22 protein-coding genes are annotated in these 22,139 nt (G+C 59.0%); 6 read left to right on the plus strand and 16 right to left on the minus strand.

Going from position 1 to position 22,139, the window contains the following annotated elements; translation table 11 throughout:
* The 10 genes from J7382_RS03170 to pyk form a co-directional block, all read right to left on the minus strand.
* Complete coding sequence (locus J7382_RS03170) at positions 1-777, minus strand: hypothetical protein (protein ID WP_209067067.1); 777 nt, start codon at positions 775-777, stop codon at positions 1-3.
* Positions 774-1,844 (minus strand): phenylalanine--tRNA ligase subunit alpha, encoded by a 1,071-nt coding sequence (gene pheS / locus J7382_RS03175; RefSeq protein WP_058241080.1) that lies wholly within the window; start codon positions 1,842-1,844, stop codon positions 774-776. Before pheS ends, J7382_RS03170 begins: the two co-directional genes overlap by 4 nt.
* Before the next feature lie 109 nt (positions 1,845-1,953).
* Positions 1,954-3,453, minus strand: a complete 1,500-nt coding sequence (locus tag J7382_RS03180) for an alanine/glycine:cation symporter family protein (protein WP_209067068.1) — start codon at positions 3,451-3,453, stop codon at positions 1,954-1,956.
* Positions 3,454-3,673: 220 nt separating this feature from the next.
* Positions 3,674-4,765, minus strand: coding sequence for a Hint domain-containing protein (locus J7382_RS03185; RefSeq protein WP_209067070.1), 1,092 nt, complete (start codon positions 4,763-4,765; stop codon positions 3,674-3,676).
* A 152-nt stretch (positions 4,766-4,917) separates the two neighbouring features.
* Positions 4,918-5,985 carry a Hint domain-containing protein gene (locus J7382_RS03190; RefSeq protein ID WP_209067071.1) on the minus strand — a complete coding sequence of 356 codons (1,068 nt, stop codon included), beginning with the start codon at positions 5,983-5,985 and terminating at the stop codon, positions 4,918-4,920.
* 179 nt (positions 5,986-6,164) lie between these two features.
* Positions 6,165-6,548, minus strand: coding sequence for a hypothetical protein (locus J7382_RS03195; RefSeq protein WP_209067072.1), 384 nt, complete (start codon positions 6,546-6,548; stop codon positions 6,165-6,167).
* A 179-nt stretch (positions 6,549-6,727) separates the two neighbouring features.
* Entirely contained in the window at positions 6,728-7,093 is a 366-nt protein-coding gene (gene rplT / locus J7382_RS03200) for a 50S ribosomal protein L20 (protein ID WP_058241084.1), read from the minus strand.
* 14 nt (positions 7,094-7,107) lie between these two features.
* Positions 7,108-7,308 carry a 50S ribosomal protein L35 gene (rpmI, locus tag J7382_RS03205; RefSeq protein ID WP_209067074.1) on the minus strand — a complete coding sequence of 67 codons (201 nt, stop codon included), beginning with the start codon at positions 7,306-7,308 and terminating at the stop codon, positions 7,108-7,110.
* Between the two features lie 145 nt (positions 7,309-7,453).
* Positions 7,454-7,678: a hypothetical protein gene (locus J7382_RS03210; protein ID WP_209067076.1), complete on the minus strand. Its 225-nt coding sequence runs from the start codon at positions 7,676-7,678 to the stop codon at positions 7,454-7,456.
* Between the two features lie 29 nt (positions 7,679-7,707).
* Positions 7,708-9,153 (minus strand): pyruvate kinase, encoded by a 1,446-nt coding sequence (pyk, locus tag J7382_RS03215; RefSeq protein WP_058241087.1) that lies wholly within the window; start codon positions 9,151-9,153, stop codon positions 7,708-7,710.
* A 170-nt stretch (positions 9,154-9,323) separates the two neighbouring features.
* Between pyk and J7382_RS03220 the strand changes: the two genes are divergently transcribed.
* The 4 genes from J7382_RS03220 (at position 9,324) to J7382_RS03235 (ending at position 11,978) form a co-directional block, all read left to right on the plus strand.
* The gene (locus J7382_RS03220) at positions 9,324-10,067 is read left to right on the plus strand and encodes an N-formylglutamate amidohydrolase (protein ID WP_209067079.1); all 744 of its coding nucleotides are present in this window, start codon (positions 9,324-9,326) and stop codon (positions 10,065-10,067) included.
* 101 nt (positions 10,068-10,168) lie between these two features.
* Positions 10,169-10,408 (plus strand): DUF6868 family protein, encoded by a 240-nt coding sequence (locus J7382_RS03225; RefSeq protein WP_058241089.1) that lies wholly within the window; start codon positions 10,169-10,171, stop codon positions 10,406-10,408.
* An 85-nt stretch (positions 10,409-10,493) separates the two neighbouring features.
* Positions 10,494-10,811: a DUF1244 domain-containing protein gene (locus J7382_RS03230; RefSeq protein ID WP_209067081.1), complete on the plus strand. Its 318-nt coding sequence runs from the start codon at positions 10,494-10,496 to the stop codon at positions 10,809-10,811.
* Between the two features lie 180 nt (positions 10,812-10,991).
* Complete coding sequence (locus tag J7382_RS03235; RefSeq protein ID WP_209067083.1) at positions 10,992-11,978, plus strand: calcium-binding protein; 987 nt, start codon at positions 10,992-10,994, stop codon at positions 11,976-11,978.
* Between the two features lie 2 nt (positions 11,979-11,980).
* Here the strand turns inward: J7382_RS03235 and J7382_RS03240 are convergent, their stop codons facing one another.
* Both J7382_RS03240 and J7382_RS03245 read right to left on the minus strand, forming a co-directional pair.
* Positions 11,981-12,748, minus strand: coding sequence for an FCD domain-containing protein (locus tag J7382_RS03240; protein ID WP_209067084.1), 768 nt, complete (start codon positions 12,746-12,748; stop codon positions 11,981-11,983).
* Between the two features lie 127 nt (positions 12,749-12,875).
* Complete coding sequence (locus J7382_RS03245) at positions 12,876-13,346, minus strand: GNAT family N-acetyltransferase (protein WP_209067085.1); 471 nt, start codon at positions 13,344-13,346, stop codon at positions 12,876-12,878.
* Positions 13,347-13,692: 346 nt separating this feature from the next.
* Here J7382_RS03245 and smc point away from each other — a divergent pair, with 346 nt between their 5' ends.
* Positions 13,693-17,148, plus strand: a complete 3,456-nt coding sequence (gene smc, locus J7382_RS03250) for a chromosome segregation protein SMC (RefSeq protein WP_209067086.1) — start codon at positions 13,693-13,695, stop codon at positions 17,146-17,148.
* A gap of 143 nt (positions 17,149-17,291) precedes the next feature.
* Positions 17,292-17,657, plus strand: a complete 366-nt coding sequence (locus tag J7382_RS03255) for a hypothetical protein (RefSeq protein ID WP_209067087.1) — start codon at positions 17,292-17,294, stop codon at positions 17,655-17,657.
* Positions 17,658-17,692: 35 nt separating this feature from the next.
* Here the strand turns inward: J7382_RS03255 and J7382_RS03260 are convergent, their stop codons facing one another.
* From J7382_RS03260 to J7382_RS03275, 4 genes are all read right to left on the minus strand, one after another.
* Positions 17,693-18,865, minus strand: a complete 1,173-nt coding sequence (locus J7382_RS03260; RefSeq protein WP_209067088.1) for a lytic murein transglycosylase — start codon at positions 18,863-18,865, stop codon at positions 17,693-17,695.
* 76 nt (positions 18,866-18,941) lie between these two features.
* On the minus strand, positions 18,942-19,850 hold the full coding sequence (gene cbiB, locus J7382_RS03265) for an adenosylcobinamide-phosphate synthase CbiB (RefSeq protein WP_209067090.1): 909 nt from the start codon (positions 19,848-19,850) through the stop codon (positions 18,942-18,944).
* Positions 19,847-20,806: a threonine-phosphate decarboxylase gene (locus J7382_RS03270; RefSeq protein WP_209067093.1), complete on the minus strand. Its 960-nt coding sequence runs from the start codon at positions 20,804-20,806 to the stop codon at positions 19,847-19,849. The genes cbiB and J7382_RS03270 overlap by 4 nt, the downstream gene beginning before the upstream one ends.
* A gap of 91 nt (positions 20,807-20,897) precedes the next feature.
* The gene (locus tag J7382_RS03275) at positions 20,898-21,878 is read right to left on the minus strand and encodes a glutathione S-transferase family protein (protein ID WP_209067094.1); all 981 of its coding nucleotides are present in this window, start codon (positions 21,876-21,878) and stop codon (positions 20,898-20,900) included.
* Positions 21,879-22,139: the final 261 nt, after the last annotated feature.

Raw genomic sequence — 22,139 nt, forward strand, 5'->3', positions numbered from 1 at the left:
CTAGAGTGGTGTTAAATTCAGGTGCTTTTCAGCAACCAGAAACACTAGCAGGGCAAGCAGCAAGATGCTGAATCTAAGCGATACTCTGGCAGAGGCATATCTACTATGCCTGATTTCAACTTCTCTTTCAGCACGGTATCGCAGTTCATCAAAAATTCCTCGAAGCTCTTTGTCGATTTCGTCGAAGGAAAGTTTGATCTTTACTCCAGCCAGCGGCGCTGCCTGACACAGCTTGTCAAACTCTTGCTTCAAGCATTCTTTAATTTCTGGATGCAGGTGAAAAGGCGCGGCGATCAATTCCGTATAGGAAGAAAGGAGCCAGTCTATCGCAGCCTCGCGTTTTTTCCCTTCAACACCGATGAAAGCGTCTTCGAATTTGCGTATCCGCTTCACAAAGCTTCTAAATGGAGCGCCTGTTGTAGTAGCGAAACATCTCAAAGAACAAATGGCAGAGTATATTACGCACGCGAAACCCAAAAACGCGACCAATAAGATGAACGTGTCAATCAGTGGGGTAGTATCGGTTGCGGGCGATCGTCTAGTCAAAAAAATGGCAAAGACGGCAGTATTGATACTCGCCCCCGCTAGTAGTCCTTGGGACTTTACGTCCAAGTACTCGAACTTCGCTTGGTAGTCTGTCCAATACTTCAAAGCAGGAAAATAATGATGTTCCGCTCTAAATTGCTTCCTTTTATGGCGCACGATGCCCTCTGGTGGCATCTCGCCGAGGAAAGCCTCTCGGTAAAACGAGCGAAGTTCCTCGGGCAGTAGGCTCACCGATTCAAACCACCATGCAGCGTTGGCTGGTCGAGGCTGGCAAAGCCATAGTGGCGCAGCCAGCGCAGGTCGCTGTCAAAGAAAGCACGCAGATCGGGGATGCCGTATTTCAGCATCGCCAGACGGTCGATCCCGATGCCAAAAGCAAAGCCTTGGTACTCATTTGGATCAATGCCGCCCGCCTCAAGCACCTTGGGGTGCACCATGCCGGAGCCCAGCACCTCAAGCCAGTCGTCGCCTTCGCCCACTTTCACGGTGCCGCCTTCCCAGCTGCACTGAATGTCCACCTCAGCGGAAGGTTCCGTGAAAGGGAAGTGCGAGGCGCGGAAGCGGGTTTTCACTTCGGTGCCGAAGAAGGCAGAGAAGAATTCTTCCAGCACCCATTTCAGGTTCGCCATGGAGATGTCGCGGCCCAAAGCAAGGCCCTCGACCTGATGGAACATCGGGGTGTGGGTCTGATCATAATCGGCGCGGTACACACGACCGGGGCAGATGATGCGGATCGGCGCGCCGGTTTTCTCCATCGAGCGGATTTGTACCGGGCTCGTGTGGGTGCGCAGCACATGGGGTGGGCGTTCGTCCCCTTCGGCGCGATGGGTGTAAAACGTGTCCATCTCGGCGCGGGCCGGGTGGTGGCCGGGGATGTTGAGCGCGTCAAAGTTATACCAGTCGGTTTCAATCTGCGGCCCTTCGGCCACGGAGAAACCCATGTCGGCAAAGATTGCGGTGACCTCTTCGGTCACCTGGCTGATCGGGTGAATGGTGCCGACGCGGCGGTTGCGCGCAGGCAGCGTCACATCCAGCCATTCGGTGGCCAGACGGGCATCCAGCGCGGCATCGGCCAGCGCAACCTTCTTGGCCGCCAGCGCAGAGTTGATTTCGTTTTTCAGCGCATTGAGCGCCGGGCCTGCCACCTGACGCTCTTCTGGGGTCATCTTGCCCAGCTCGCGCATTTTCAGGCTGACTTCGCCCTTTTTGCCCACGGCCTGCAGGCGCAGCTCTTCCAGAGCGGCTTCATCCGCAGCGGCGGCAATGGCGTCGATGTATTTGATGCGCAGATCGTCCATGACAGGGCTGTCCCAAGTGAAGAAATTACCGCAGACCTCCTACCACAAGGCCCATTGATTGCAAGTCCGCTGCTGCGGGTGCAGGCGCGTGCGCCCGCAGCAGGCCTGTTTACTTCCAGATTTGCGCGTCCACACCTTTGGCCAGATCAGGGTGATCTGTGATGTGGAAGCTGGGCGTCTGGCCCGCTTTGCGCTGCGCCTGATAGTCACGCGCCAGACGGATCACCACGGGTGACAGCAAGGCCAGCGCCACCAGATTAAGCAGCGCCATCAAGCCAATGGACATGTCCGCCGCGTTGAACACCACGCCCACCGATTGGACCGCCCCCCAGATCAGGAACAGCAGGAGGAACACCCGCAGCAAGCCAAGCGCCTTGGGGCCATCTTTTTTCAGGAAGACCATGCCGCTTTCCGCATAGCCATAGCAGGCAATGATGGTGGTGAAGGCAAACAGCAATACGGCGATTGCGATGAAATAGGTGCCAAAGGGGCCAAGGAAAGCGGCGGCAGCCTGTTGCGTCATGGCGATGCCCTCAAGCGTGTTGCCATCCGCATCAACCATTTTATCTGCACCGGAGAGGATGATCATCACAGCGGTGGCCGTGCAGACAAGGATGGTGTCGATGAAAACACCAAAGGCCTGCACAAATCCCTGCGAGGCCGGGTGATGGGGCACGGGTGTGGCAGCGGCGGCGATATTGGGTGCAGAGCCCATGCCTGCCTCATTGGAGAAGAGCCCGCGTTTTACCCCGTTGAGCAGCGCAGCGGTCATGCCTCCGGCGGCTCCTCCCGCGGCCTCTTGCAGGCCAAAAGCGCCTTTCACGATTTGTACAAGTGCGCCGGGCACATCCGCGGCATTGGTCAGCAGAACATAGAGTGCCACCAGAATATAGGCCCCGGCCATAAACGGCACCAGTAGAGAGGCCACGCGGGTGATGGCGCGGATGCCACCAAAGATCACAAGGCCGGTGGCTGCGGCCAGCAGTACGCCAGAGAGAATTTCCGGCACCTCAAAGGCGCGGTGCATGGCCTGTGCGATGGAATTGGATTGCACGGCATTCACCACCAGACCGAAAGCAAAGATCAGGAACACCGAAGACAGCGCCCCCAGCCACGGCATGTTCAGGCCACGTGCGATGTAAAACGCGGGGCCGCCGCGGTAGTGGCCGCTGTCATCGCGGGTTTTATAGAGCTGGGCCAGCGCCGCTTCGGCAAAGGAGGTGGCCATGCCCAAAAGCGCCACAATCCACATCCAGAAAATCGCCCCCGGCCCGCCCAGAGAAATCGCCACGGCCACCCCGGCAAGGTTTCCGGTGCCAATGCGGGAGGCGAGGCTGACTGCGAGGGCCTGAAACGGCGAGATGCCTGCATCATCCGCGCTGCGCGCCACCATCGTCAGGCGGATCTGCTCTTTGAAGTTCACGATCTGAATGAAGCGCAGACGCAGGGTCAGATAGGCGCCAATGCCAAGCAGAAGATACATCAGCAGGTAGCCCCACAGGATGCCGTTCATCTGATTGACGATGGTGTTTGTCCAATCCAGCGCGCTGGCTGTGATCTGGTTCAGAGCGCCGGTTGGTGCGGCGGTTTCTGCGGAAGAGATGCTCATGGGTGTCCTGCATGTAAAAACCGGTGGGCCACGAGGTCAGGCTGTGTGGTGACAGAGCGCAGATCGACGGGCCCCGCCGGGAAAGCTGGGGCCCATTACGCCTCTTTTGAAAGGAGGGAAACCCCTTTTTTCTTGGGCGTTGATCACAGAATTTTCAACGAGCGGCTCTCCTAAATCGAGGCGCGGGCAAAGGCCCCGCCGCAAGCTGACGTGTCATGGCCTATTGTGGCCGCATCAGGATTGGGCCCAATGATGTCTGGGTCTTTGGCTGAGTGGATTTTTTGCGTGTGTTGCCATAGACATGTGCGCCTGCGGCCAGAGCAGGAAAGAGCGCAAACATCTCGGCATGTGCGCTGGCTCCAGCGGGGCGGCTGGCGACGCTGTCTGGATGAAAACACTGACTCAGCACACCATCACCGCTGACAATCTGGGGATGCTCAAAAGCGAGGTGAAAATAGGTCACGGTTTCACAGGTGCTGATGCGCACGTCACAGGCATCGACCAGCGCGCGCGCCGGAACCAGAATTTCTTGCTCCTGATAGAGCAGTTCTGCACGCCAGCCTGTGAGGAGGAGGAGGTGATCCGGGGAAACCCAATGCGGTTTCAGTGCGCCAAAGGTTTCCTGCGCGATCTGGATCGGGGCATAGCGGAAGCGGCCAGAGAGCGTGCGTTTGCCAATCCAGAGAATAGGTTGAAGGCCGTTGTCGCGGGTCCAGATCAGATCTCCGGCGCGCAATGTGTCAATGAGCTGATGACCGACCTTGGTGCGGATGCGGGTGCCCGCCGCAAAGCAGGCCACGCCAGAGGCCCCGTCTGCCTGAGCGACGAGAGGTTGAGAGGCAGGTCTTTGCGGTTGGCGTGCGGGAGGCGGTGGCGGGCAAAGCCTTTTGGCCGGGGGGGCCTTCTGAGCGAAGGGGCGAGAGCTGTGCCCCTGCGCCGCGCCATCAAGCGCCACCAAGCGTGTTACCCCAATACTGATGTCACAAAAGGTGATGAGCCGCCCGCTGGCCATATCGGTGAGGGCAAATCCGGTGTAGTTCCCGCGGTCCTGCCCGTCGGGTTGCATATTCAGGAGCGGAAAATGTGAAGCGGCCAGTACGAGTTTGCGAGCGCTGGTGTCCGGTGCGATGGCAACCAGAATGTTCGGCTGTGACAGAGGAATTTCCACACCGACCGTACCATCGGGGTGATAGAGAGACAGGACAAAATCGCCGGGCGCCTCGCTTGGGGATAGGGTGACTTCAACATATGGCTCCACGGCTTCAGGAGCGGTGGTGGCACAGGGAAAATGCAGCTCGGTGATCCGGGCCATGGAAACCTCCAAATACTGGTACAAACACGCGGCAAACACATGCCGCTCCGGTATCATGAAGGTGGTTTGGTAAATAAAGTGTAACTTGTTTCTAATTTGTTCTGTTATCGTTCAATTTAAATTCAACTAATGTTCTGTTCAGCTTGCCCTTGTCAAAGATAGGCTGCAACGGCCGCCCCTTCCCGTGCGGTTGTGACCATGCGCGCGGTGTACCATGGGGCAGCATCTTGGCTTTCCAGTTCCGGGAAGAGCGATATCAGTTCCTCACGGGTGGCGTCTTCGAGCGTGTCCATGCCTGATTTTCCGGGATAAAAGCTTTCGCTTTCAACGCCATCGACAGTGACGATTTCATGCTGGTCGAACATGATGTGCACATAGGTGACGCTTTCGCAGGGGCACTGGCTGACCCGATCGTTGACCACCAGTGCTTTGGCCGGCACGAGAATTTCGCTTTCGCCAAATAGCATTTCTGCAAAGGCACCGGAGACGAGAATGCGATGGTTGGGGGAAACGTAGTGCGGGCGCTGTGCACCCAGAAAACCCTTGGCCAGTCGAATGGGTGCCAGATCGCCCTTTCCAGGTACGGTGCGCTGTCCGATCCAGCCGACTGGTTTGAAACCATTGTCGCGGGTGATCACCAAATCCCCAACTTTGAGGCTTTCCACTGGTTTGAGACCATCCGGAGTGATGATCTGAGCTCCTGCAACAAAGCAAATCACGCCGGTTGCGCCGGGATCAACGCTTTCATAGACCGCTGTACCCGGGTTGGGTTGGTTGAATTGAATGGTCGTGGTGGTGGCGTTGGGGCCGAAAGGAACCGCGATGTTTTCTGAGGTGGCACCGCTGGCCGCACCATTGGTGGCGGTGATGTTCCGGGTGCCGCCGCCAATGTCGTAGAAATCAAAGACGGTGTTAGTCGTTGTATTGGTGAGCGCAAAAGCTTCGTAATTTCCTGCCGTATTGCCGTTCGGATCGGTCAATTGGATCGGATAGACATCAGCTGAAATAACATAGACCAATTCGCCACCTGCTCCGGTGGAAACGGTGATACCCGGATCATCCAGCCGCAGGCGAAAACCTTCTGTGCCGTTGGCTTCGTAAAAGGAGGCAACAAAGTCGGCAGGATTTTCGTTGGGGTTCAGGGCAATTTCAAGAAATTCACTGACACCGCTGCTCGCGGCATAGGCGTTTGAATAATGTAGCTCACTGATACGCGCCATACAGATAGTCCCCCGGCAGATACCTCTTTCTCATTGAAAATTTTGGAGAATCTTGGGGGGGAATGTGGCGATAAATGGATTTTTAGATAATTTTGCCAGTTTGGCTGCGCCGCGTTTTCTGGCTGATCAGCGCTGAACAGCAGGAAGCGGGAGCGCCCTGCTGTTTGAGGGGCGATGTGTTACTTTGTGAGTTTGACCGCAGTGCCAGAAAGCTCGCGACAACCCCAGCTCAAAGCGCAGACTTTGACTTCGGATATGCTGGCATTGATAATGGCATCGGCGTTGAGTTCTGCGGCTTCGATTCTCAGTTTTTGTTCGGCTTGTTCCTGAGTTGGGTTGGCATGAAAGGCCGTGGCTTTGCCGACGGTGCCTTTTACAGGGCCCAAGACTTCGAAGTTGCCGTTGTTGATAGTGTCTGCGCTCGTGATCTGAATTTGATCGACTGGTGTCGGAGCTTTTGCTTCCAGTTGTTCTTTTTGTTTCTCAATTTCAGCCGGGTAGGTGAGGGCATCACCGCATGCGCTGAGCGTGACGGCGGCAATAACTAGTGCAAAATATTTCAAAAGTGTATTCCTGATTTGGATGGATCCATAGAGGACACGGTGACTTCGTGCAGTATGCTATAATTGCATATTGTGTGATTTTACCCCTTAAGGTTGCTTTACTGCCGGCAAAAAGTCAAAAAAGAAAAAGCCCGGCAGAACAAACTGCCGGGCTTTTCTGAATTGTTTGTCGCTGTGGCTTAAGCTGCCAGAGCGCCTTTTGCCTGATCCACGATCGCAGCAAATGCTTCGGGCTCATGCACGGCCAGATCGGCCAGAACCTTACGGTCCACTTCGATGCCAGCCAGGTTCAGGCCGTTGATGAAGCGGGAGTAGGTCAGCGCCTCGTCATGTGCGCGGACAGCAGCGTTGATACGCTGGATCCAGAGCGCACGGAAATTACGCTTCCGGTTCTTACGGTCACGAGTTGCGTACTGGTTCGCCTTGTCAACGGCCTGACGTGCCACCTTGAAGGTGTTTTTACGACGGCCGTAGTAGCCTTTTGCGGCCTTGACGACTTTCTTGTGACGGGCGTGGGTTACGGTACCACCTTTAACGCGGGACATATATCAATCTCCTCTTAGCGGTCGTAGGGCATGAAGCCCTTGACGATCTTCGTGTCCGGTGCGGACAGCGTTGTGGTGCCGCGTGCATCACGCAGGAATTTGTTTGTGCGTTTGATCATGCCGTGGCGCTTACCGGCTTGGCCGGCTTTCACTTTGCCAGAGGCAGTGACCTTGAAGCGCTTTTTGGCGCTCGACTTGGTCTTCATCTTAGGCATTTCCGTCTCCTTTGTATTCGGTCGGTGACAAACGCGACTCGGCATGCCATCCAGCCGGTCGCGCGAATAGAGGCGCCGTATAGAGCGCTTAGGTCAGGCGCGCAAGGCCTATTTGCCGCTTTTGCGGCCTCGCGCGTCAATGAGGTCAGTTGAGGATATCAGCGATGACCCGTACCACCACATTGGGCAGTTCCGCCACGCTATAGCGCATGGGGTTGAGCATGAGCGCAATGGCGATCACGGCGGCAGACAGCACAAAGGCCGCCATGGGGGCGCGGGGGAATCGGTCATCGGCATAGGCCGCGAGCATGGCCGGGATGGAAAACAGCCCGACCAGAAGCCCGATGGTGATCAAATAGTCTGTTGTCATAGGGACGTCCGGAATCTGTCCGGCTGACGCTACTCTGACTCGACGTTGAAAATCAAACGCTCGTCACAAGGCGACACGCGCAGAATGTTGGTGGTGCCCGGTACGTTGAAGGGCAGACCTGCGGTCACAACGATCTGATCGCTTTCCTCCGCATAGCCCAGATCACGTGCGGCACGGGCCGAGGCGACAACGGCCATTTTAAAGCGGCTGACGTTGGAGGTGATCACACAGTTGGTGCCCCAGCTGAGCGCCAGGCGGCGGGCGGTGCCGCGCAGAGAGGTCATGGCAATGATCGGCACGCGCGGGCGTTCGCGCGCAATCAGCAGCGCTGTGGTGCCCGATTGGCTGAAGCAGCAGATGGCCGCAACCTGTGTGGTTTCGGCGATCTCACGGGCCGCAGCCACAATGGCGTCGGCCACGCCTGAGCGCGGCTGTGTGCGGCTGGCCTCAATAATTTCGCGGTAGGTGGGATCGCTTTCCACTTCCACGGCCACATTGTTCATCGTGGTGACCGCCTCGATCGGATAGCTGCCCGCGGCGGATTCGGCAGACAGCATGATGGCATCAGAGCCTTCATAGATGGCGGTGGCCACATCGGAGATTTCCGCACGGGTTGGCATCGGGCTGTCGATCATGCTTTCCAGCATCTGTGTGGCCACAATCACCGGCTTGGCCACATGGCGGCATTTACGCACCAGGCGTTTCTGGATCGGGGGCACGGCGCTGACCGGCAGTTCCACACCCAGATCCCCACGCGCCACCATGATGCCGTCAGAGGCCGCCAGGATGTCATCAAAGGCTTCCACAGCAGCGGGTTTTTCGATCTTGGAGAGGATCGCGGCGCGCCCCTGTGCTAGATCGCGGGCTTCCTGAACATCTTCGGGACGCTGCACAAAGGAGAGCGCCAGCCAGTCCACACCAAGGCCGCAGACAAATTCCAGATCGTCGCGGTCTTTCTCTGACAGCGCGGCCAGTGGCAGCACCACATCCGGCACGTTCACGCCTTTGCGGTTGGAGATGATGCCTGCCGTGGTCACCACGCAATTGGCATAGTCTTCGCCGCAGTCTTCGACCTGCAGGCGGATCTTGCCGTCATTCACCAAAAGGTTCGCGCCGGGTTTCAGTGCAGCGAAAATCTCTGGGTGGGGCAGGCAGACGCGCTCTGCATCGCCCTCTGTGCTGTCCAGATCCAGACGGAACTTTGCGCCTTCGACCAGTTCTTCTTCGCCATTGGCAAAAACACCGACACGCAGCTTGGGGCCCTGAAGATCTGCCAGAATGGCGATTGGGCTTTGCAGGTCTTTTTCCACCTGACGGATGATGCGGTGTTTTTCGCGGATTTCTTCGTGGCTGCCGTGGCTCATGTTCAGGCGGAACACATCTGCCCCGGCCTCATGGAGCGCCCGGATCATGTCGTAGGTTTCGGAAGCTGGCCCCAGAGTGGCTACGATTTTTACGTTTCTCAGTCGTCTCATGATCCGTCTTTCTTCGGCTTTGCCCGTCTTGCCCGCAAGTCACTTCCCTGCGTGCTCATCTCTTGATCTGCGCTACCTGTTAACGCTAACAAATGCAAGCTGTCCCTGCATCGAGAATTCCCTTTCTCGCAGAAGTGACCTACATCCAACTATATAGCAATGACAGGCCCATGACATATACACCGTTTTCTATCTATGGCGCTGACCGGCGCGCGCGTTGGCTGATCACCTGTGATCATGCTTCAAATTTTGTGCCCGAGGACATCGCCGGGGGAGATCTTGGCTTGCCTGCCGAAGAGATGGCGCGCCACATTGCCTATGATGTCGGCGCGCGGGGCACCTCGCTGAAACTCGGCGAGCTTCTGGATGCGCCGGTGATCTGTGCCAACTGGTCCCGACTGTGCATTGACCCCAACCGGGGCATGGATGATCCGACGTTGGTGATGCGGCTTTATGACGGTACCATCATCCCTGCCAACCGCCATGTGGACGATGCGGAAATCGCGCGTCGGGTTGCCACCCACTACCGCCCTTATCATGACGCCTTGGAAGCGCTGGCGACAGCCCGTGAAGATGTGGTGATCATTGCGATGCACAGCTTTTCGCCCAAGCTGAAAGGCCGCGCGCCGCGCCCTTGGGAAATTGGGGTTCTGCATGCTTCGCAGGAGGATCGCTTTGGGCGCGCGCTGATCACGCGGCTTGCGCGCGAAGAAGATCTGACCGTTGGGGACAATGAACCCTATGACGGCTATCTTCCCGGTGACAGCATTGACCAGCATGCGCTGGCCTCAGGGCGTCTCAATGCGCTGATCGAGCTGCGCCACGATGAGATCGACACAGAGGCAGGTCAACAGGCATGGGCAGAGCGACTGGCGCCGATCCTAACCGATACCTTGCGCGAAGGTGGCTTCTGAGCGCAGGATATTGGCGCCAAATCCAAAGCCTGGGCCCTTGAGAGACAGGGAGGTACTCCCCATCTCAAACATGGGACAAACACAGCTGAAAGGAGGCTGACATGACCCAGGCGACTCTTACGGCTTTCTTTGGATGGATGACGGTGATTCACATCGGGCTTCTGCTTTTTGCCACGGTGATGATCTACGGGTTGCGCGATGTGATCAGTGATATCCATGCACGGATCAGTGGGGTGGAAAAACGCTCGCTGGCACCGCTCTATTTTCAGTGGCTGGGCACCTATAAAGTGTTGATCTTTGTCTTTGCCTTGGTGCCGTGGCTCGCACTGACGTTATTGTGACGCGCTTGCTCTGAGAGGCGCGGATTGCTAGGCCTGAGCCACAGCAGCATGTGTGCCCTAGCAAAGGGGCCTCAAAGGATGAGCCATGGACAAGCAGACCCAGATCGAACTCGAAGCCGCCGCCTTTCGCACCCTGCGGGCGCATCTTATGGAAAAGCGCACCGATGTTCAGAACATCGACATGATGAACCTCGCGGGTTTCTGTCGCAACTGCCTGTCGCGCTGGTATCAGGAAGCGGCCAACGAACGCGGCATTGCGATGGACAAAAACGAGGCGCGTGAGATTTTTTACGGCATGACCATGGATGACTGGAAAGCCAATTATCAGACCGACGCGAGCGCCGAAAAGCAGCAGGCTTTTGAAAAGTCATTTGCCGAGAACGTCGGCACGGACAAAGCCTGAAGTCCTGCCTCTCGGCAAACGTTCCTCAGAAGTATCACAGACGGAGGCCCCATGCGGCCTCCGTTTTTTATAAAGGGTTTGGCAAGGCTTTCGGCAAGAAAGCGGCATGCTCCTGCCCCATTGCAGCCTGATTCCCACGCTACCCCTTACTCAAGGTTTGGGATGGCGTGAGGAAAAGACATGCTCGCAATTATAGCAATTACCGCAGTGTTTGGTGTTGGCATGATGGCTGACATGTTGTCGGGCTATGATCTTCCGGATGAGGGTGCCGCAGATGAAAGCGAGGACCCCGCTTCAGATCCCAGCTACATGCCCAGTCAGGCGGAGTTCGCCTCTGCAGACGGTTTGATGTCGCTGACCGGTGATGATGATGATTTTGAGGGCGGTGCCGAGGATGACACGGTGCTGGGCGAAGGCGGTAATGATGTGCTGCGCGGCGGCAATGGTGCCGATTGGCTTGATGGCGGCGTGGGCAATGACACGCTGATGGGCGGTGCGAGCGGTGATGCGCTTAGCGGAGGTGCCGGAGAGGACTATATCCTTGGCGGTGCGGGCGAGGATGCCGTGACCGGCGGTGCTGGTGATGATACCATCGCACTGGGCGACAATAACGATATCTATGACGGCGTGGGCGCGGGCAATCTGGGGTTCTCAGAGGCTGGGGATGATGTTGTGCGTGGCGGTGCGGGCAATGATTTCCTGCGCGATTTTGACGGGCAGGACACCCTTCTGGGCGGGCTTGGCAATGATACGCTGAATGGCACACATCCAGACAGCCTTGATGAGATGGCGGATGTCTTGGAGGGTGGTTTTGGCGAAGACGTGCTTGTTGGGGACAATGGGGACACATTGACCGGCGGCGCGGGCACGGACAGCTTTGAAGTGGCGTTTGAGTTTGATCAGGACCGTGACGCGGTGGTGATCGCGGATTTGGATGCTGCCAATGAGGTGGTGACCTTTGCCGCCAGCGATTTTGGCGCAGATGCGGTGATGGAGTGGGAGGCGGCCTTTGATCCGGATAGCGGCACGGCCACTATTTTGCTGTCAGGGTCTCACACGGTGGAAGGCACGCTTGTGACCCTTGATCAGGAGCCAGCGTTGATCTTGCAGAATATGACCGCCGAATCCGTCACACAGTTGCAGGTCACGCTGGACTATGCCGCCTGATCTCAGCGGTTGAGCTCATGCTCATAGCGCTGTTTGGCAATCTCTTCATTCTGTGTGGATTTCTTGTGGTTGGCGAGCGCGCCTTCCACATAATCCAGATGGGCAATCACGGCCTCCCGCGCGGCTTTGGAATCACGGGCCTGTAAGGCGGCGTTGATGGCGCGGTGCTGTTCCAGAAGTTCGCCCCGCGTGGTGCGCTGCTTGAACATGATCATGCGGTTGTAAAACACGCCTTCGCGCAGCAATTGATACATCGAGCGCATCATATGCAGCATGATCACGTTGTGGCTGGCCTCAATGATGGCAAGGTGAAAATCCGCATCCAACTGGGCTTCGTCATTTGGATTGCGTTTCGGGTGGGCCGCTTCCATCTTGTCGAACACGGCCTGTATCACCTGCAGATCCGTGTCAGAAGCATAGGCCGCCGCGCGCTCTGCGGCGAGCCCTTCCATGTCACGGCGAAAGGCGATGTAGTCAAACACCGCCTCATCATGGGCCGAAAACAATTGCACCAGCGCTTCAGAAAAGGCGCTCCCCAGAACATCTGCCACAAAGATCCCCGCCCCGGCTTTGGAGGTCAGCAGCCCCTTGTCCTGCAAGGTCGCAATCGCTTCGCGCAGGCTGGGTCGCGACACGCCGAGACGGTCGCTGAGCTCCCGCTCCGCAGGCAGCCGTTCCCCGGGGCGCAGAATGCCGCGCAAAATCAGCAGCTCAATCTGTCGCACAACCGATGTGGAAAGCTTTTCGGGCTGAACCTTCTGAAACGGCATGGAAATCCTTCTCGCCTAACTGGTCAGGATATTTGACCACGAGGGCTGGGCGAGGGCAAGTCCTCTCCCGACACAGAAACGTTGAGAAACGTCTGTGGAACCCGGAATGCGAGGTGGCCGCGTGGTGTCAGGTCAGCGATTTTGTCATGAAGATCGAAGAGCTGTTGGCCTCGTAATCGCCAAAGGGGTCGCAATCTTCAAAGCCATGCGCGTAGTAAAGCCCATGTGCTTCCTTGAGCTTATCGCCGGTCTCCAGCTTGATTGCTGTGAGCTGCGCGGCGCGTGCGGCCGCGTCGAGTTGACTCATGAGCTTGTGCGCAATGCCCTTGCCGCGCGCGCTCGGGTCCACAAACATGGATTTGATTTCCCCATAGCTGCCTTTGTTGGCCAGGGCGACGCATCCCAAAGTCTGCGCGCCCTCACGGGCGACGAAAAACTGAATCGAGGGAATGCAGAGATCGTCGATAGAGAGATAGTGATTGTCTTCGGGATCAAACAGTTCTTGCATCAGGGCATGGCTCGCCTGCAAAAGTGCGGTGGCCTGTGGATCGCGTGGATCGCCTGCAACCACTTCGATGGCGGTGGTCTGGTCTGACATGGCTGTTTCCCCCTCCTGTCTCTTATGCGATCTCTCTCAGATCGTCTTGAGCCTGTCCAGAGAGGGCGCGCTATTCTGATGAAAAGGCGGGATATGTGCGAAGATGGCGCCCAATTGCTGAGCGCGCGCACGGAGGTGACCTGGGAGGCGACGTGGGCGGAGACTGCGGCATGCGGTGCGGAGAGTGGGTCAAACGCCGGTACAGGCCAAAGATATCCAGAACGTTGGGCGATATCTTGTGGATAACTTTCCGGTAAATCCCATATACAGTGGTTTGCCGTTGACTCACCACAAGCCACCTCTGCACACTTCCTTAATATAAAGGAATCACAGGACCCACCGCGAGTTGCGCTTTTCTAAACTCAGACTGACAGGCTTCAAAAGCTTTGTGGACCCTACCGATCTGATCATCGCAGATGGTCTGACCGGTGTTGTGGGGCCCAATGGCTGTGGCAAGTCCAATCTGCTGGAAGCGCTGCGTTGGGTCATGGGGGAGAACCGCCCGAAGGCGATGCGCGGCGGGGGCATGGAAGATGTGATCTTCGCCGGGGCCTCCACGCGTCCGGCGCGCAATTTTGCGGAAGTCTCCTTGCAGATCGACAACTCCGAGCGCCTCGCGCCCGCCGGGTTCAACGATGATGATGCGCTTGAAATCATCCGCCGCATCACCCGCGATGTGGGCAGCGCCTATAAGGTGAACACCAAAGACGTGCGCGCCCGCGATGTGCAGATGCTCTTTGCCGATGCCTCCACTGGCGCCCATTCGCCAGCTCTGGTGCGTCAGGGCCAGATTGCAGAGCTGATCAATGCCAAACCCAAGGCGCGCCGGCGTATCCTCGAAGAGGCCGCCGGCATCTCGGGTCTGTATCAACGCCGCCATGAGGCGGAACTGAAACTCAAGGGTGCAGAGACCAATCTGGCCCGTGTGGATGATGTGATCGAGCAACTGGCCAGTCAGCTCAGTCAGCTTTCGCGGCAGGCGCGACAGGCGGCCCGCTATCGTGCCATCGGCGAAGAGCTGCGGCAGGCAGAGGGCATGCTGCTCTACCGGCGCTGGCGGGAGGCGGATGACGCCCGTGCCACCGCGGATGAAGAGCTGCGCACCCGCACCACACAGGCCGCCAAGGCCGAAGCGCTGGCGCGCGCGGCGGCGGCGCAGCGCACGGCCTGTGATGATGTGGTGCCAGGCAAGCGTGAGGAAGAGGCGATTGCCTCTGCGGTGTTGCAACGCCTTCAGGTGCAGCGGGATGGCCTGAATGATCAGGAAGCCCATGCGCTGCAGATCATTGAAACGCTGAAAAACCGCATCCTGCAATTGGCGCGGGACATGGAGCGTGAATCCGGGCTCAATCGCGATGCCGAAGACACCATCGAGCGGCTGGAGTGGGAACAGCGGGAGCTGGCCAAGGCCAGCGAAGGCCATGAGGACAAGCTTGAGGCAGCCTCTGATGAAAGCCGCGAAGCCGCCAGCGTGCTGCAGGAGCGAGAGGCAGAGCTGTCTCAGCTGACCGAAGATGTGGCCCGTTTGGCCGCGCGCCACCAATCCGCACAACGCCTGCTGGATGACAGTCAGAAGACCCAAGCCAAAAGTGAGGCAGAGGCAGAAAAGGCCCGCGCGGCGGTTGCTGACTCGCAAGGGGCTTTGAGCCGGGCGGCAGAAGATCTGGAGAGGGCACGGGAGGCCGAAGAAGAGGCCATTGAGGCCGCGCAGGACGCGGAAGAGCGTCTTGCAGAGGTGGAGGAAGAGCGCGCCGAGACGCAGAGCCGGGAGGCAGAAGCGCGGGCCGAACGCTCTGAAGCCGAAGGCGAGCTCAACGCCCTGCGGGCAGAGACCACGGCGCTGGCCAAGCTGGTGGAGCGCGATACGGCGGAGGGCGGGCAGATTTTGGACCGCCTGCAGGTACAACAGGGCTTTGAAAAAGCGCTGGGCGCGGCGCTTGCCGATGATCTGCGCGCGCCGGAGGTTGAAGAAGATGGCCCATCCGGCTGGTATGTGCTGCCGCAATATGGCGATGTGCAACCGCTGCCGGATGGGGTGACATCGCTGGTGCAGCATGTCTCCGTGCCCGAGGTTCTGGAGCGCCGTATGAGCCAGATTGGTCTGGTGGCCGCCGAGGATGCCCTGCGCTTGCAGCCGCTTCTGAAGCCCGGACAGCGGCTGGTCTCCATGGAAGGGGATCTCTGGCGCTGGGATGGCTATCGCGCCTGGGCAGAAGATGCCCCCAGTGCAGCCGCGCTGCGCCTGCAACAGCTCAACCGGCTCGAAGAACTCAAACAGGCGATGGCACAGGCCACGGCCCGCACGGATGGGGCGGTGGATGCGCATGAGACGCTACAGACCCGCCTGCGCCAATTGGCCGATGTGGATCTGGCCGCCCGAGAGGCGCGCCGCGCGGCGGATCGTGCGGTGGCGGATGCCAACCGTGCGCTCAGCCGCGCCGAAGCAGATCGCAATTTGGCCGAAGGCAGGCTCGAAAGCCTCGGGCTGGCCGTGACCCGCCACGAAGAAGAGGCCATGGCCGCGCGTCAGCAGCTCACCGAAGCGGAGCGGGCGCTGGCGGATCTGGGCGATCTGGATGCTGCTCGTCAGAGTGTGGAAGACATCAAGATGACCGTGGAAGGCGCGCGGATCATGATGATGTCGCGCCGCTCGGCCCATGATGAGTTGCGCCGCGAAGGCGAAGCGCGCCTGAAGCGCACGCAGGAAGTCATGAAAGAGATCAGCGGCTGGCGGCATCGGCTGGAAACCGCAGAAAAGCGCATGAACGAGCTGGCAGAGCGCAAGGATGCCTCTGAAGAAGAGCTGATCGACGCAGGCGCCGCTCCGGAGGAGATCGCCGCCAAACGCGAAGAGCTCAGCGAAGCGATTGACGCGGCGGATGAGCGGCGGCGCGTGGCGGCCGATGCGCTGGCCGAAGCCGAAGGCGCGCTGCGGGAAGCCGAACATGCGGAGCGCGATGCCGAGCGGCTGGCCAGCGAAGCGCGGGAGGCACGGGCACGCTCAGAAGCGCGGGCTGATGCGGCGCGTGAAACCGTGACCTATGCGGCGGAGCGGATCCGCGAAGAGCAGGAGCTCTCCCCTGCCGAACTTTTGGAACGCCTGGCGCTGGACCCCGATAAGATGCCGGATTCTGAAGCTGCGGAAGCGGATGTGAACCGGCTTAAGCGGCAGCGCGACAGTCTTGGTGCGGTCAACCTGCGCGCGGAAGAAGACATCAAGGAAGTTGAAGAAGAACATGGCGGTCTGGTCAGTGAAAAGGCTGATCTGGAAGAAGCCATCCGCACGCTCAGAAATGGCATTGCCAGCCTCAATAAAGAAGGCCGTGAGCGGCTTTTGACGGCTTTTGAGCAGGTGAATTCCAACTTCTCCCTGCTGTTCACCCATCTGTTTGGCGGCGGCGAGGCCAATCTGGTTCTGGTGGAAAGCGACGATCCGCTGGAAGCAGGACTTGAGATCATGTGTCAGCCGCCGGGTAAGAAACTGTCGACGCTGTCGCTTTTGTCCGGGGGCGAGCAGACCCTGACCGCCATGGCGCTGATTTTTGCGGTGTTTCTGGCCAATCCGGCACCGATCTGTGTGCTCGATGAGGTCGACGCGCCGCTGGATGATGCCAATGTGACGCGCTTCTGTGATTTGCTGGATGAGATGTGCCGCCGCACCAACACCCGCTTTCTGATCATCACCCACCACGCCGTGACCATGGCGCGGATGGACCGTCTGTTTGGCGTGACCATGGTGGAGCAGGGGGTGAGCCAGCTGGTGTCTGTGGATCTGAAAGCAGCGGAAACGCTGGTTGCATAAAGAGGGAGGGGCCAGCCCCTCCGTCACAGCAGGCTGTGACTCCTCCCCGGAGTATTTCTTGCCAGAAGAAGACTGTCTCACCGGATTGTGACGCGGCTGTTTTCTCTGATCTGTCTAGGATGGGGCAGGCAGGAGGTGTGCAGATGCGCGGTTTATGGATTTTGGGGATACTGCTGGCGGCGCCAGCATGGGCGCAGGATTGGAAAGCGCAGTCTGGGGATCAGAGCTTTGATAAAGCGGCGCTGGAGGCACGGCTGTCTGGGCAGCGGTTGGTGTTTTTTGACGATGGTCAATCTGTCTATGAGGCCAATGGCCAGTATCAATACACCTATGGCGGCGGTGGCACCTGGTATGGGCATTGGCAGGTGGGGGCGGACAGCGTGGTCTGTGTGACTTTTGTCACCGGGGTAGAGCGCTGTGACCGGATTGTGGAAAACGCTGGGCGGCTGGTGGTGCAGACCGCCGATGGGCAGCGGTTTCCTGTCAGGGAGGTGGCGGCGCAATCCTGAGCCGCGCCGCCAGATGTAGTGTGCCAGATTGGGCGTCAGAGCGCGTTGAGCAGCGCGGCTGTCGGCCAGGCATCTGCTGGCAGGCCGAGGCGCTTTTGTTCGGCCTGCACCGCACGGCGGGTCAGCTTGCCAAGGATGCCATCGACCTTGCCCACATCGTGGCCGCGTGCCTTGAGTTTCTTCTGCAGCGCTTTCATCTGAGTGCCTGTGAGACCGGGATCAGGGTCGCCCGCGTCATAGCGGGTTGCACCCTCCAGACGGGTGGCGAAATAGGCGGCTGTGGTCACGTAGACGAAGCTTTTGTTCCACTCAAAATAAACGCTGTAGTTGGGGTAGGCGAGAAAGGCAGGCCCTTTGCGCCCCTGTGGCAACAGCAGGGAGGCGGGCAGGTTGGCGAATTGCCCTTCCCGTGGTTTGACGCCCATTTTGGCCCACTGCTGCGCCGGCAATGTGGTGTCCAGCCCGGATTTGGACCAATCCAGATCGCGGGGCACGGTGACTTCCTGCAGCCAGGGTTCACCCGTGCGCCAGCCGAGGTGAGAGAGCATTTTGCCCCCAGACATCAGCGCATCCTGTGCGGAGGTTTTCAGGCGCACCTTGCCATCGCCATCGCCATCCACACCGTTTTCGATAATATCGGCAGGCAGCATCTGGACCATGCCGATTTCCCCGGCCCAGGCCCCGGTGGTTTTTGTGGGGCTGAAATCGCCACGTGTGTAAAGCTCCAGCGCGGCAAAGACCTGTGGTCGGAAGAGCTCGGGGCGGCGACAGTCATGGGCCAATGTCACCAGAGAGTTCAGCGTGTTGAAATCCCCCTGAAAGGCGCCGTAGTCGGTTTCAAAGGCCCAGAAGGCCAGCAGCACGCCGCGCGAGACGCCATACTGGCGCTCAATGCGGTCAAAGGTGGCGTCATATTGTTTGGATTTCTTGCGCCCTACATCAATACGGTTCTGGCTGATCAGGCGCTGGGAGAAATCCAGAAACGGCATCTGAAACACGCCTTGAGAGCGGTCGGCCTTCAGGGTTTTGGGATCTTGGCGTGCGCTGGCAAAGAAACGATCCACTGTGGATTTGTCATAGCCTTTGGCGCGGGCCTCCTGCTTCAGGCCGCTGACAAAACTGCTAAAGGAGCCGCCGCATTGCGCATAGGCGGAGCTGGCGGTGGCCGCAGACAGAACAAGCGCGGCGAGCGCGGGCAAAAGACGCATGAAAATCCCTCGTGGTCAGAAACTATCTCAGACATAGACAGAGCCTGACCACGGGGCAAGCGCCCAGCAGCTAAGATCAGAACAGTGCGAACAGGAAGACCACCGCCAATGCGCCGCCCCAGCTCAGCCAAAGCGCGCGGCAGCAGGCCTCAACAGCGTCTGCGCTGAGGGTTTTGCGCCCCATCGGGTTCACATATGGGAACGCCTGCAATCTGCCGTCATAGGAGCGCGGCCCGGCCAGAGCCACGTTGAGCGCGCGCGCCATGGCGGCCTCAGGCCAGCCTGCGTTTGGGGAACGGTGCAGTTTGGCATCTTCCCGGATTGCCTGCCATTGGGAGAGCCCCAAATGGGTCAGCGCAATCAGCCCGGCGGTGAGCCGCGCCGGCACCCAGTTGAGTAGGTCATCCAGCCGCGCCGCCGCCCAGCCGAAATCCTCATGGCGTGGCGTGCGATAGCCGATCATGCTGTCAGCGGTGTTCACCACCTTATAGATCAGCAGGCCGGGCAGCCCCCCGATGAGAAACCAGAACGCTGGGGCAATCACCCCGTCACTGAGGTTTTCGGCACCAGATTCGATTGCGGAGCGGGCCACGGCGCTTTGATCCATGGTGGCGGTATCCCGGCTGACAATGCGCGCAACCATGCGACGCCCTTCGCCCAGCGACAGGCGCAGCCCATCTCCCACGGCGCGCACGTGGTCCACCAAGGATCGCTGCGCCAGCAGGATCGCCGCGATCAGCATCTGTGGCAGCCAGCCAAAGAGCGCGATGATTTTGCCCAGAAAGAACGCCGCCGTGATCAGCGCCAAAACCAAGGCGACGCCTTTGGCCTGCCGGGCCATGCCGCTGTTGAAGCGGGTATCGGCCCAGCCAATGGCGCGTCCCATCAACACGGCCGGATGGGGCATCCTGTCCCAAAGCCAGCGGGGTTCGCCCAAGGCGGCGTCCAGCAACAGCGCGCCGACCAAGATTGCTGCAGTGCTCATAATGCGGCCTCCAATTGTGCCCAGCGGTCTGCGGCGGGCAGACCCAGTCGCAGGAAGGATTTTGAATAGGGGAAAATGCGGGACCAGACGTGGCTTTGTGCCAGGCGCTCCTGCCAGAGGGCGGCATCTGCCACCTCATAGAGGCGGAAAAGATCTGTGCCACCTGCCAGCGTGGCCCCTTTGGCGCAGATCAGATCGTCCAGCCGCGTTGCATCCTGAGCCAGCCGTGCGCGGGTCTCTGCGGCCCAGTCGGGATCTGACAGCGCCGCTGTGCCCAGATGCAGCGCGGGGCCGGACACGGCCCAAGGCCCCATGAAATCTGCCAGTTGCGCAATCAGCGCGGGATCGCCAATGGCAAAACCCAGTCGGGCACCGGCAAGGCCCCAGAATTTGCCAAAGCTCTTGAGAATGATCCGACCGGGCTTGGCCGCTTCTGCGATCATGCTGCGTTCGGGTGCGATGTCACAGAAGCTTTCGTCGATCACCATCAGGGGGGCGGTCAGGTCATCGGTGCTCCAGAAATGGCCTGTTGGGTTGTTGGGGTGCACCAACACCCGCGCATCAGGCGCGTTGTCTGCAAAGTGCCAGCCCTGTGCGGCAAAGGCGGCGGCATGTTCGTTATAGGTGGGCGTGGGGATGTCCACTTGGCCAGTTGCTGCCAATGCAGGAATACGAGCAATCAGCGCAGAGGCACCGGGCGCGGCCAGGATGGCAGCCGTGTCAGGCACGTTCCAGAACTGGCGTGCGGCGCGCAGCAGCGCCTCTTGCGCGGCTTTGTCCGGTAGGGCCGTCCAGGCATCCGCGGGAAAGGCGGTGACCGGATAGGGCGTTGGGTTGATGCCTGTGGACAGATCCAGCCAGCCCGCGCGGGTACCACCCCATCGGGCAATGGCGGCATCAATGCCGCCGCCATGATCGCGGGGCGTCTTCTGATTTTGGGTCTGCCTGTTGGTCATTGCGCTTTGCTCCATCCTGCAAGGCGCGCCTAGCGCATCTCTTTGGCCCTGCGCAAGCTTTCTTACCTGCGTAGGGCCATTGGGTCTGCGCCTAAAGAGGCTCACGCCCATGGGGGGCGTCATAGTCGAGGATCGGATTGATGGGCACGATCGCATGCGGATTGATGCTCGCATGGCTGCGGTGATAATGCCCGACGATATGGGGCATATTCACCGTCTCTGCCACGCCGGGCACCTGATAGAGCTCGCGTGTGTAGGCCCAGAGATTGGGGTAATCCACCAGCCGCTTGCGGTTACATTTGAAGTGCAGGTGATAGACCGGATCAAAGCGGATCAGCGTGGTGAACAGACGCCAATCTGCTTCGGTGATGTGATCCCCCATCAGATAGCGCTGGTTGCTCAGACGCGCCTCCAGCCACTCCAATGTGTCAAACAGCGGATGCACTGCCGCATCATAGGCCGCCTGCGTGGTGGCAAAGCCGCTTTTGTAGACCCCGTTGTTGACCGTATCATAAATACGTTGATTGACCTCTTCGATCTCTGCCCGCTCCGCTTCTGGCCAGAAATCAAGATGGTTGCCGGTCAGACCATCAAAGGCGCTGTTGAACATGCGGATGATTTCGGAACTTTCATTGCTCACGATGGTCTCGCGCTCTTTGTCCCATAGGATCGGCACAGTGACACGGCCTGAATAGGCGGGGTCCGCCTTTGTGTAGAGACTATGGGCAAAAGGCAGCCCATAGAGCGTGTCGCCGGTGGCACCGTCTTCATCTCTCTCAAATGTCCAGCCATCGCCAAGCATGTCCGGGTGTACGGCAGAGACGGAGATATGCGCTTCAAGCCCTTTGAGGGTGCGAAAGATCAGGGTGCGATGGGCCCAGGGACAGGCATAAGAGACGTAAAGGTGATAGCGGCCACTGTCGGGGGTGAAGCCGCCAACGCCGGTGGCACCCGCGCTGCCATCTGGGGTGATCCAGTTGCGAAACTGGGCTTGTGAGCGCACGAATTTCCCCCCGGTACTTTTGGTGTCATACCATTTGTCTGTCCATTTTCCGTCCACCAGCAGCCCCATGAGACAGTCCTTTCTGTGTTGCGCATCAGTGTTTGAGTGACATCTAGCTGTCACGGTCCTCTGTCAAAACAGCGATAGGCGCGCGATGGCTGCGCGTTTTTGCACAGAGGGTTTGTGGTGAAGGGATTTGTCGCGAGATTTTTGGAAGCAGAGTTTGCAGCGGTAGAGGTGGTGTATCTGTGGGGCTGAAGCCTCACTTCGCAGGCATTTACCGAATCTTCGCTTGACCCGGCGCACCATCACAAGAACGATCAAGCCCGC

Source organism: Shimia sp. R11_0 (assembly GCF_017744035.1).
In the GTDB taxonomy this organism is placed as follows: Bacteria; Pseudomonadota; Alphaproteobacteria; order Rhodobacterales; family Rhodobacteraceae; genus Shimia; species Shimia marina.